This is a genomic window from Nocardia sp. NPDC004123, assembly GCF_053603795.1.
In genome coordinates this window covers 1-12,055 of record NZ_JBSGGG010000023.1, presented here as the reverse complement: position 1 = coordinate 12,055, position 12,055 = coordinate 1, and the positions used below count along the sequence as shown (strand labels likewise).

The window sequence follows — 12,055 nt, the reverse complement described above, 5'->3', positions numbered from 1 at the left end:
GGCGAACATTAGGGGAATTTCCCCAAACCTGCGGGGGAATCGGTAACGGGATCCCCTCAGCTACCGACAGGCGGGGTGGGCCACCCGGCCTGACCCGAGATTTTTCGTACAAATCGGACCGAAGAGCTTTCGGCACGCGATCCACCGGTCGCGCGTTGGGTAATGACAGGGGAACTCGAATGAGTCAGGGGCTGGCGCTCGGCATCACCGTCGGGTCGTCGAATACGGTTGCCGTGACGACTTCGGGGGGACAACACACAGTACATACGCGGCCCAGCGTGCTGGGCGCCGAGCCGGAGGTTCCGGACGGTTTTCTGGCCCGGGTCGGGGATCCCGTGGACATCAGAACCCGGGACGGATCCGCGGTCCGCGCCGCCGACCTGGTGGCGGCGGCCATCGGCCGCGCGGTGGACGGCACGGGCCCGGCCGCGGCCTCGGTCGCCTGCTACCCGGTCTGGTGGTCGCAGCACACCGTGGAGGTGCAGCGGACCGCCCTGGACGCGGCCGGCCTGGATGCGGTGGCCCTGGTCCCGGAGCCGACGGCGGCCATGCGCTGGCTGCAGGAGGTGCACGAGTCCAGCCACGACGGCGCGATGGTGGTGTACGACCTGGGGGCCACCGGCCTGACGGTTTCGGTGGCGCGCACGGGGGCCATGTCGGGCCTGCTGGGCGAACCGGTACGGACCACCGAGGTGGCCGGGTCGGAATTCGATCTGCTGACAATGCGTTTCGTGCTCGCCCATGCACTCGGCGAAAAGGATTTCGATCCTTTCGACCCTTTGGTGGAACAAGAATTAGCGGCACTCCGCGTTCGCTGCAAAATTGCGAAAGAAACTCTGTCCACAAATACCGCCACCATGGTGCCCGTGCGTTTGCCCGGCATAGCCGAAGTGGACGTACGACTGGTTCGCGACGATATCGAGGAACTGCTGCGGGGTCCGCTCCTCGGTTCGACCGATCTGGTCCGTGAGGCCCTGCGCCGGGCCGGACTCACCGCGGCCGATCTGGACGGCTTCCTGGTCATCGGCGGCGGCGCGAGCATCCCGCTGGTAACCGAACTGCTGTCCACCGAATTCGGCATCCCGGTCGCGGCCGCCGCCGACCCGGCCCACCTCAGCGCGCACGGCGCCGCCCTGCTGGCCGCCGACCTGCTCGCCGACACCACCGACACCGAGGCGCATCCGGCGATCGCGGTCGGCGGCGTGGGCCTCGCCGAGGCCGGCGGCGGCCCGGCCCTCGCCCCCGGCCGCCCCGCGGCCGGGCTCCCCCAGCGGCCCCGCGCCGGCTCCCCGGCCGGGCCCGCGGACCTCGAACCACCGGGCCCCGGTGGCGATTCCGGCCGAACGGCGGCGGACGATACCGCGTTGATGGCGGAATTGTCTGCGGCCCAACGCATTCCGCTGCTGCCCGACCTCCCGGTCGAGGAACCCGCCGGCGGCTTCCGGCACTGGAAGCGCCTCGCGGTGATCGGCGCGGCCGCGGTCGCGGTGGCCGCCATCGCCACCGGCACCCTGGCCATGGGCACCGGCGGACAGTCCACGCCCGCGAATCCCGCCGGCACACAATCCCCCTCGACCTCCGCCGTGGCGCTCGATTCCCCGGCGCCGACCGGCGGGGCGACCGCGTCCGGCGCCCCGGCTCCGGCGGCCGGGAACCCGGTTTCCGCGACCAAGCCCGCGTCGCAGCCGGGCGCGGCCAAACCCGGCAGCCCGGCCACCACCGGCGCCGCGGCCCCCGCACCGGCCGCCGCCGACCCGACCACCCCCGCCGCGCAGGCCGATACCCCGGCGCCGCAACAGAATCCGGCGAGCCCCCAGCCGCCGCAACAGCAGCAACAACCGGTCCAGATGCCGACGGTGCCGCAGATCCAGCCGCCGACGGTCCCCAGCGTGACGCTCCCCACGGGCGCACTGAACAATGCAGTTGATCAGCTCGGCAACGCCGTTCCACCGGTCGTTCCGCACACCGGCCGCTGAGAGTTGGTTCCTCGTGACAGGCATGACCCCCGTCGCACTGGATTCCATCCCGTGCGCCCGTGAGATTTTCCGGGACCTCGATTCCGACGATTCCGCCTCGGTGCTCTACCTCGTCCGGGGCCGTTCCGGCACCGGAAAGTCCACGCTGCTGGGCGCCCTCCGAGCGCGGTTGCGCGCCCGGGGCGTCCCGCACACCGACAACCCGGCGCACGCATTGCGCGCATCGGCCCCGGGCCGCGCCGACGGCAACAGCCGCGCCCGCAGCGCCCTCATCGTCGACGACGCCCACGCGCTGAACCCGGCCGAATTCGACCTGCTGTGCGCCGCAGCCGAATCCGGGGAGTACCCGGTGGTGATCGCGCTGCGCCCGCGCCCGCACGACCCCCGGCTGCGGGGCCTGACCGATCTGGTGGCCCGCCGCGGCCGGGTGGTCGATCTGCGTGCCCTGGGCGCCACCGAGATCGCACCGTTCGCCCGCGAACTGGGCATGATGGTGCCGCGCGGGCTGGCCCAGCACATCCACCGCCAGACCGGCGGCATCCACGGCGGTGTGGTGGCCGCGCTGACCGCCGCCTGCGCCACCCGCCTGGACGCGGGCGTGACCGCGGCGGACCAGGCGGTGACGGCCTGGGCGCGAGTGCGTCTCGACGACGCCGATCCGGACCTGCTGGACACCCTGGTGGTGGCCGCCATCGGCGCGGGCCTGGATACCGGCGAGCTCACCGAAGTGCTCGACGTCGCCCCGCCGGCCGCCCAGGATCTGGTGGACCGGGCCCGGGGCAGCGCCCTGGTCACCGACGCCGATCTGCTGCTGGCCCCGGCCGTCCCGCCGCTGCGCACCCTGGTCGGCGACCGTCGCTTCCTGACCGTCGCCCGCCGCCTGCTGCACGCGCGCCTGGACGCCGGACTGCTGCGCGACCACACCGCACTGCTGCTCGCCGAATCGGGCGTCCGTGACGAGCGGCTGGCCGAATTCCTTTGTGCCGCAGCCGAACGCGCCGGTGACGAGGCGGTCCGCCACTACGCGGCCGCGGCCGCCGCCGGCGCGGATCCGGAGGCCCTGGCCGTGCGCTGGGCCGACGCCGCCGCCCGGGCCGGGGACGGCGACACCGCCCTGCGCCTGGCCGAACCCACGCTGGCCAATCCGGCGATCCCGCTCGCGGATCTGGCTGCCGCCGTGCGCATCTGCGCCGGTGTGTGGACCCGGCGCGGCCTGGCCGGCCGGGCCGCCCAGCTCTACACCTGGCTCGGGCCGACCCGGGTCGGCCCGGACTGGGCGGTCGCCGCCACGGTGCTGTCGCTGTCCGGTGACGCCCAGGGCGCACAGGCGCTGTCGGTCAATGCCGCCCAGTGGCCGCCGACCGAGGCCACCGCGCGCGCGGCCTCGATCGCCAATGCCCTGTTCGACACGATCGGATCGGCCAGTGCCCCTGGCGATTTCAGCGCGGCGAGGCGCACCGATCGCGGAAACGGCCACACCGGCGCCCCATTTCCGGTGCCGCACAGCACTTTTGCCGCGCCGGCCGCCGGAACCGGCGTACCGGCCCGGGCCGCGAGCCCCGCGGCCCGGCCCATCGGCGACCGGCCGCACCCCGACGACTCCGCACCGGCGAGACCCGCTGCGAGCGCTGCGAATACCTTCGGAGCCGGCTCGGCCCCGACCGGTTTCACCGCCGAGATGCGGGCCATCGCGCCGACAACCCTTGCCGTACAGCGCTTCACCAGCCCCGCGCGGGCGCGGCGCGGCGCGGCCGTCACGGCGGCGTCCGCGCTCATCCACGCCGCGCATTCCGGTCCGGCCCCCACCGATGACGGCGGCGATCGCTTCCTGCCGTGCTCGGCGGTGTCGATCGCGGTGCTGCTGTGCCTGAGCATGGGCGATCCGCGGCGGGCGGCGGACGCCCTGCGGCAGGGCACCCAGGACCGCGGCCCCAGCCGTGATCCGCAGAGCCTGGTGCTGGGCGCGTGGGTCGCCATGCTGGGCGGCGACGAACATTCGGCGGCCACCCTGATGTCGGAAGTCCGGCTGACGGAACTGGATCCGCGCGATCGGCTGCTCGCGCACGGCGTGATCGTCGGCCTGGCCCGGCGCAGCGGCGATCACGCGGCGCTGGCCATGGCCTGGCAGCAGGCCTTCCCGCTGTTCGACGAGGTCGGCGCGGATCTGCTGGCGCTGCTGCCCATCGGCGAGCTGTGGCTGGCCGGCATCCGCCTGCGTGACGAGGCCCGGATGACCGCCCTGGTGACCGGCGCCGACGAACTGCTGCGCCGGCTCGGTGAACCGCCCGCCTGGTCGAATGCCTTCCACTGGTACGCGATTCAGGCCGCCATCGCCCAGGAGAGCCCCGAAGCCCTGCTGCCGCACGCCCATCGGCTCAAGACCTCCGCCGCGGCGGGCGATCCGCAGGCCGCGGTGCTGGCGGACGCGGGCCGCACCTGGGTGCTGGTGCTGCGCGGTCAGGTGGTGCGCGAGCAGGTGGAGGGCGCGGTGGCCCGGCTGGCCGGGCTCGGCCTGCGCTGGGACGCGGCCCGGCTGGCCAGTGAGGCCGCGCTGGCGGCGGGTGATTCCGCCACCGCGACCGCGCTGCTCAAGCTGGCGCGCACGGTGCGCGCGCAATCCCGGCCGCCGGAGTCCCCGGTGCGCGCGCCCGAGCCCGCGGCCCCGCAGCCGCGCCCGGAACCGATCACCGATACCGTGCTGAGCGAACGCGAGCGTGAGGTGGCCGAACTGGTCCTGCTGGGGTTGACGTACCGGGAGATCGGGGCCCGGCTCTATATTTCGGCCAAAACGGTGGAACATCACGTGGCTCGGATGAGACGTCGAATCGGTGCCGGCTCGCGTTCGGAGCTATTGTCAATGCTTCGCGCCATGGGTCACGGTTCACTCCTCGTCTGACCTCGGCGCGGAGAGCACCCGGACGCATCGAGCGAGGTAGAAGAGGATGGCCACTGGGGTGGGCCTGCGGATCGCGGACGACGAATCCGTCGTTGCCGTGGTGACAGGCGATGACGCCACACTCCCGGTGCACTACACCGTGCGCGAGTCCGTGCTGCACATGTCCGAGGACGGCGACGCCGTGCTCGGCGGCGACGCACCGGAGGGCTACAGCCATTCCATCCGGGGCTTCGTGGGCGCGGTCGGGGATCCGGCCGGGCTCGCGGTGGACGACGGTGAGGCGTACCGGGCCGAGGACCTGATGGCCACGGCGGTCTTCTGTCTGATCAGTCAGGCCGCCGAACATCTCAACGGTCCCGCCGAGTTCTATCTGGCCCACCCGACCGGCTGGCCCGACGCCCACGTGCGATCCCTGCGCGAGGCGCTGGACTATCTGGGCCTGAAGTCGGTGGTGCTGGTCAGCGAGCGGGATCTACCCCAGGCGGACGCGGAGACCGGGAAGACCCGGGCCTACAACGCGGCCCGCGCGGCGCTGGCGGCGGTGCTGTCCACCCCGGCCGGCCTCACGCCACCCGATGCCACCGCGGCCACCGTGAACGCCGCCGACGTCACCGACGTACTGCCCGCACTCAAGTCCTCCGAACTGGCCCAGGCGTATTCGGCCGCGGTCCCGGCCGTCACCACCGCCGAGCCGGCCGTCACCCGGGCGACCGCGGCGGTCGCGGTCACCCACGCACCGCGCGCCAACCGCGGCCCGTACATCATCGCCGCGGCGGCCGCCCTGATCGGTTTGCTGCTCGGTGGCGTCGGGGTGGCGGCCGTGTTGCGCACCGACGACTCCACCCCGGGCCCGCCGCGCGGCGAGGTGCGTTCGGAGCCGGTGGCCACCGCGGGGGTGGCGCCGCCGCTGCTACCGCCGACCGGTTCGGACAATCCGACCGCGGCCGCGCCGCCCGCCGATGCCGCGGACGTCCCGGTCACCTCGGACCCCGCGACCACACCGCCACCGCCGACGACCACGCCGGACCCGCCGGCCACCACACCGAACCCCACCCCGCACACCACGCCGCCCACGACGACACGCCCGTATCCGCCGATCTACCAGTATCCGTCGGTGCCGACCTTCGAGCTGCCGCAAGCGCCGGTGCTGCAGGATCCATGGGGACAGAATCCGCGTTGATTTCGTAGAGACCTTCGGTGGTTGATGCCCTAAAGTGGTGCGCTGACCGACCTTCCGGAAGGTAACCGGATCCGGGCCCGGGACATCGGTCTGCTGGTGCACTTACGAAGGGACTCCATGCGCAAGTTCATGGCGCGTCGCGCCACGGTTCGAGCAGCCACCGTCGCGTTCGCCTCGACCGTCCTCATCGGTCCCTTGCTCAGCACCGCCACCGCCGACCCGGCGTCCCCGGATCAGCTTGCCGCCGACAAACTTCCGGCCGAGCTGGTCACCGCCATCCAGCGCGATCTGAAGATGACGCCCGCCGAATATCTGGACCGGGCCAACCAGGCCCAGCAATTGCGGGACTACGCAACGACTTTCCGCAGTCAGCGTCCCGACGACTTCGCGGGCGCGTGGCTGGGCACCGACGGCAAGCCGGTCATGGCCGTCACCTCGCTCGATGCCGCCAAGATCGCCGCCGCCGACGGCTACCAGACCCGGCTGGCCCCGATCAGCGCCGACAACCTCGAGAGTTCGGCCGATCAGCTGAACATGTGGATCACCAGCCTGCCGCGCGATCTGTCCAATGCCATCAACTCGGTCGCCATCGACTTCCTCAACAGCCAGCTGGTGCTCAGCGTGGCGAACACCCCGGCCGGGCATTTGCTGAATCTGCCCACGCTGATCGCGAATATCAAGGTGATGCTGTCCCCGGATTCCGGCGGGCCGGTCGAACGGCGCCCCATGGGCGGTGACACCTACATCACCGCGCCGACCGCGCTCAGTGATTCATCGCTGCGCAGCGTCGATGTGTGCTCGTTCGGCTTCAACAGTGTGGATTCCGCCGGAAATGCCCTGAACATCAGTGCCGGACACTGCAATCCGAATGTGGACAAGGGCACCAGCGCCGATGTCTACATTCCGAATGTGAAAAACCTGGTGTCGAGCCCGAAGGCCGGCAGCTTCGTCTCCTCGAATCTGGGCGGCCGCAGCGCACTCGACTATTCGGTCATCAAGCTGAACGACGACGCGGTGCGGGCCGGGATGGATCAGCCGTCGGTGCGCGGCGCCAACGGCACCACCCTGACCATCACCGGGGTGGCCGACCCGATCACCGGCGCGCCGGTCTGCAAGTCCGGTCAATCCTCCACCTTCACTTGTGGTTTCGTGGTGGCCGACCGGGTCGAGACCCAGTTGTTCACCGCCGAGGGCCAGTCCAAGACGGTGCGCGGCTTCGCCTCCAGCGCCTGCACCCTCGGTGGTGACAGCGGCGGCGCGATCGTGACCGGCACGCTGGCGCTGGGCATCACCAGCGGCTCGAATGCGGCCGACGCACCGAACTGCAACGAGGCCAATACCGCGCTGGCGCAGTACGGTGGTACCGCGTCGCTGGGCATTCCGGTGCGCGCGATCCTCACCGAAATCGACGCCAATTCCGACGGCGGCGTCGGCAGCGGAATTCAGGTCCGGACGCGTTCCAACGCGTGATGATTCGCGGCCCGTTCCGGCGGGCCGCGAAAATCGGACGCCTCTCTCATTGCGCGTGCTCGAGGCACGCCCGCTGTTTGCCCGCCGAATACCGAAACGTCATCTCACAATAAGTAGGCATAACCGGCCCGACACCATATAGTCGGGGCCATGCTCCTGCCACGTATGCGCTTCTCCATGCCTGCCGTGGGCCGCCGCCCACGGTCCCTTGTCCGTACTGCGGCGATCGCGGCCACCACTGTGCTCGTCGCCGGACCCCTGGCGGCGAGTGCGCACGCGGAGCCCGCGACCCCCGCGACGCAGGATCTGCCGGCCGAGCTGGTCACCGCCATCACCCGCGACCTGAAGATCTCCCCGCAGGACTACCTGCAGCGCGCCGACACCGCGCAGAAGGTGGCCACCTTCGCCACCACCGCCCAGCGGCAGTTCCCGGGCGTCTTCGGTGGCGCCTGGCTGGACGAGACCGGCAAGGCCATCGTGGCGCTGGCCCCCGGCGACACCCTGGACCAGGCCCGCAAGGCCGTGGCGGACGCCGGCTTCACCGCCAAGGACGTCGCCAAGAGCGAGACCACGCTGCGCGGTGAGAAGAACGCCTTCCAGCAGTGGCTCAAGGACCAGCCGGAGTCCGTGTCCAAGGCCATCCGGGGCGTGGCCATCGACACCCTGAACAACAGCATCGCGGTGCGGGTGGACAAGCCCGACCTGCCGCTGCCCGGCTTCGTGGACCCGGCCCGTGTCATCGTCATGACCGCCCCGCCGGTCGGCGGCGAGGGCCAGGACGTCCCGAAGGCCTCCGACATCGCCGGTGCCGGCCCGCAGACCATGGCCGCCGGCCAGGCCTACGCCTCGGTGGCCGGTCGCATGTCGCTGCGCTGCTCGCTCGGCTTCAACGGCACCGACGGCAACGGCAATGTCGTGAACATCACCGCCGGCCACTGCAACCCCAACATCTCGGCCACCCCCGGCGCCAACTCGCCGGGCGTCTACCAGATGGTCGGCGGCGAGAGCCTGGGCCCGCAGGTCGGCGTGTTCCAGAAGTCGGTGCTGGGCAACCAGGACTACTCGATCATCGGGATCAGCGACCAGTACCGGGACGCCTTCTCCAACCCGCTGGTGAACGTCCCGGGCGCGGCCCCGGTCAACATCACCGGCGTGGCCGTGCCGGTGGTCGGCGCCCCGGTCTGCAAGTCGGGTGCGCGCACCGGCTTCAGCTGCGGCGTGGTGAACGCCGTCGACCAGACCGTCCAGGTCGGCGACCGCATGCTCACCCAGTCGTTCTCCGCCAATATCTGCGCCCTGCCCGGTGATTCGGGCGGTCCGCTGGTGACCGGCACCCTGGCCCTGGGCATCTCCAGCGCCTCCTCGGTCGCCGACTACCCGGTCTGCGAGATCCCGAACCTGATCGGTCTCATCACCGGCAACACCCCGCAGCTGTTCGCGCAGCCGGTGAGCACCGTGCTCTCCGACAACCCGGGCCTGCGCGTGCGCACCCTCTGATCACAGCACCCTCGAAAAGGCCGGTAGCCCAACCGCTACCGGCCTTTTCGCATTCCGGGGTACCCGGGGTGTGCCCCCGGGTGGCAGCGCAGGGGCGGCGGGCGGCAGCGGGCGGGGAGCGATCGGGCATGGTCGCGGCGAGCCCCGGTCGGGCATGCTGGGGTTATGTGTTTGGTGTTGGTCGGCTGGCGGGCGCATCCGGAGTACCGGTTGATCGTGGCCGCCAATCGGGACGAATTCTTCACCCGCCCAACGGAATCGCTACAGCCCTGGGACGAGGTGCCCGGGCTGCTGGCGGGCCGGGATCTGGGTGCGGCGGGCCCGGTGCCGGGCACCTGGCTGGGTCTGCTGTCCGATCGGCACCGCTTCGCAACGGTCACCAATGTGCGCCGGCCCGGCGACTTCCGCCCCGATGCCCGCTCCCGGGGCGCGCTGCTGATGGATTTCCTGCGCGGCGATCCGGTGCCGGAGAAGTTCGTGCGCGGCCTCGCGGCCGCGCCCGACGACTACAACGGCTACAACCTGGTGGTCTCGGATCTGGAAACGCTGTGGTGGCACAGCAATCGGAGCGACCGGACCCCGCGCGAACTCGCGCCGGGCTTCCATGGCCTGTCCAACAATGCGCTCGTGGGATCCCTCGAACCCGACGGCAGCGTATCGACCGGCACCGACGATCCGGCCTGGCCCAAGGTCCGCGCGGGCGTGCGCGCGCTGGCCGCCGTGGCCGCGGCCGATCCGGGCGATGTCGAGAGCTATCTGGCCGTCCTGGCCGACCGCACCCCCGCCTCCCAGTTGCCGGAGAGCGGACTGGACCCGCTCGCCGAACGCGCGGCCTCCGCGCGCTTCGTCGATCATCCCGTGCACGGAACCCGATGCAGCACAGTTCTTCTGGTGCGTGAGGACGGCAGCTACGTGATGACCGAGCGCACCTTCGCCCGGTTCGCCCGCCGCCGCGACACGGTGTCGTTCGACGGCCGGCTGGAGCTACCGGCCTGATCGGCCCGCCAACGCGTTCGGCCCGCCTGCGACGAGCGAGGCGGGCCGAACGGGTTCAGCGTGCCGGGGCTCGAAAACCCCGGCGGTGGCTCAGTTCTGGGTGACCTGAGCGGGCTTGCTGGTGGTGGCCCACTGGGTGGTGCCGTCCGGAGCCTGCAGGGTCTGCAGCAGGCCGATGCCCGCGGCGACCAGCGTCGGGCCACCCGCGGCGATGGTGCCGAGGATGCCGCCGATGCCGGCGCCGGCCACCAGGCCGGGAACGCAGCCGGCCACGATGGTCACGACGCAGCCGATCAGCGCGCCGAGTGCCGTGCCCACGAAGCTGCCGATGCCGATGGCCAGGCCGAACTGGGTGGAGAAGTTGCTCATCGCCTTCTGGTTCTCGTCCGCCGAGGCGATCGGCTTGGCGGCGAGCACGGTGGTGCCGGGCTGGTAGCCCTCCGGCTTCTCCGGGACCACCTCGAGCACCTTGCCGTCGTCCTTGATCTCGGACTTGACCGGGATGTCGGTGCCGTTGGCGTCGAACTTCAGCGGGAAGGAGATGGCGGTCGCGCCCTGCTGGTCCTTGACGTTCACCACCGTGACCTTCGGGTCCTCGGGCGTCGCGCCGTCCTGCTGGGCGAGCTCGAAGGTGCCGTTCTTCAGGGTGGAGACGATCGTCTTGCCGTCGACCAACTTGGTGGAGTAGTTGATTCCAGCAGGCTGTGCGGGAGCATCGTCGGCGTGGGCGGTCGTCATCCCGATGGTCATTGCGCCGATGACCAGGGCAGCAGCCGCAGTGGTACTGCGAAGCTTCATTCGGTTGGTATCCAATCCGTCACGAGGTATATCCGCTGTGCGCCTCTTCGCCACGCGAGGCCCGGCTTCCCTCGGGCCATGCCACGCGCTAGGACGAGTCCTCCCCGAGCATGTGAAGACGCGCACAGCTGTTGGACAGCGTGAGCCTAGTCGATCACCCTACGATTTGCGAGATCCGTTTCTTTCTGCTGGACACCGCGTTTCGCGAGTAAGCCTGCCCTTGGTTACTGCACCGATTTGCCGGGATTTACGGTGTGGGAAACCCTGGACAGCTAAGTTACCGGCGGGTAACTTACCGTCCATTAGGATACGGGCAACTCGAGGCGGAACCAGGCTGCCTCGCAAGACGCTCGTAGAACCGTAAGAGAGGTCGCGACATGAATGCCCTGACAGTGACGCTGGGCACGATTGGGGCGGTGTTCACAGTCTTCTGTTGGGCATCGTTCATCGGAGGTGTGCGGAACATCGCGCGCACCGTCATGGTCGGGCAGTCCGCACCCGATCGCTGGCGGCCATTCTTCCCCCGCTTCAAGACCATGATCGTGGAATTCCTCGCGCACACGCGCATGAACAAATTCCGCACGGTCGGCTGGGCCCACTGGCTCGTCATGATCGGCTTCCTCGCCGGGTTCATCCTGTGGTTCGAGGCGTACGGCCAGATCTTCGACCCCGAATTCCACTGGCCCATCGTCGGGTCCTGGGGCATCTACCACCTGGTGGACGAGATCCTCGGCATCGGAACGGTGATCGGCATCCTGGTGCTGATCGTCATCCGCCAGCTGAATCACCCGCGCGTGCCGCAGCGGCTGTCCCGGTTCAGCGGTTCCCGGTTCGCGCCCGCGTACGTCATCGAGGCGATCGTCCTCGTCGAGGGCCTGGGCATGACCTTCGTGAAGGCGGGCAAGATCGCCACCTACCACGAATCCCACACCTGGAGCGATTTCTTCACCGAGCAGGTCGCCAAGCTGCTGCCCGACTCGGTGATCATGGTGTCGATCTTCGCGTTCATCAAGCTGGTCTCCGGCGCGACCTTCCTGCTGCTGGTCGGCCGCAATGTCACCTGGGGTGTGGCGTGGCACCGGTTCGCCGCCTTCCCGAACATCTACTTCAAGCGTGAGGCCGACGGTGGTGTGGCCCTGGGTGCGGTCAAGCCGATGATGTCGGGTGGTAAGCCGATCGAGATGGAGACCGCGGATCCGGATAATGACACCTTCGGTGTGGGTAGGTTCGAGGACTTCTCGT

7 protein-coding genes and 1 pseudogene are annotated in these 12,055 nt (G+C 70.4%); 7 read left to right on the top strand and 1 reads right to left on the bottom strand.

The window, feature by feature from the left end:
- Positions 1 to 179 precede the first annotated feature (179 nt).
- The 6 genes from ACWEQQ_RS30350 to ACWEQQ_RS30325 all read left to right on the top strand — a co-directional run bounded on the left by ACWEQQ_RS30350 (position 180) and on the right by ACWEQQ_RS30325 (position 10,015).
- Positions 180 to 1,976 carry an Hsp70 family protein gene (locus ACWEQQ_RS30350; protein WP_452350651.1) on the top strand — a complete coding sequence of 599 codons (1,797 nt, stop codon included), beginning with the start codon at positions 180 to 182 and terminating at the stop codon, positions 1,974 to 1,976.
- 22 nt (positions 1,977 to 1,998) lie between these two features.
- On the top strand, positions 1,999 to 4,872 hold the full coding sequence (locus ACWEQQ_RS30345; RefSeq protein WP_452350650.1) for a LuxR C-terminal-related transcriptional regulator: 2,874 nt from the start codon (positions 1,999 to 2,001) through the stop codon (positions 4,870 to 4,872).
- Positions 4,873 to 4,918: 46 nt separating this feature from the next.
- The gene (locus ACWEQQ_RS30340; protein ID WP_452350649.1) at positions 4,919 to 6,052 is read left to right on the top strand and encodes a hypothetical protein; all 1,134 of its coding nucleotides are present in this window, start codon (positions 4,919 to 4,921) and stop codon (positions 6,050 to 6,052) included.
- A gap of 117 nt (positions 6,053 to 6,169) precedes the next feature.
- The gene (locus ACWEQQ_RS30335; protein WP_452341549.1) at positions 6,170 to 7,522 is read left to right on the top strand and encodes a S1 family peptidase; all 1,353 of its coding nucleotides are present in this window, start codon (positions 6,170 to 6,172) and stop codon (positions 7,520 to 7,522) included.
- 150 nt (positions 7,523 to 7,672) lie between these two features.
- On the top strand, positions 7,673 to 9,019 hold the full coding sequence (locus ACWEQQ_RS30330; RefSeq protein WP_452341548.1) for a S1 family peptidase: 1,347 nt from the start codon (positions 7,673 to 7,675) through the stop codon (positions 9,017 to 9,019).
- 165 nt (positions 9,020 to 9,184) lie between these two features.
- On the top strand, positions 9,185 to 10,015 hold the full coding sequence (locus tag ACWEQQ_RS30325) for an NRDE family protein (protein ID WP_452350648.1): 831 nt from the start codon (positions 9,185 to 9,187) through the stop codon (positions 10,013 to 10,015).
- 90 nt (positions 10,016 to 10,105) lie between these two features.
- On the opposite strand, the gene ACWEQQ_RS30320 is transcribed toward ACWEQQ_RS30325, so the two are convergent.
- Complete coding sequence (locus tag ACWEQQ_RS30320) at positions 10,106 to 10,813, bottom strand: hypothetical protein (protein ID WP_452346564.1); 708 nt, start codon at positions 10,811 to 10,813, stop codon at positions 10,106 to 10,108.
- Positions 10,814 to 11,190: 377 nt separating this feature from the next.
- Here ACWEQQ_RS30320 and ACWEQQ_RS30315 point away from each other — a divergent pair.
- A pseudogene (locus ACWEQQ_RS30315) lies at positions 11,191 to 12,055 on the top strand (Fe-S oxidoreductase); the annotation flags it as partial.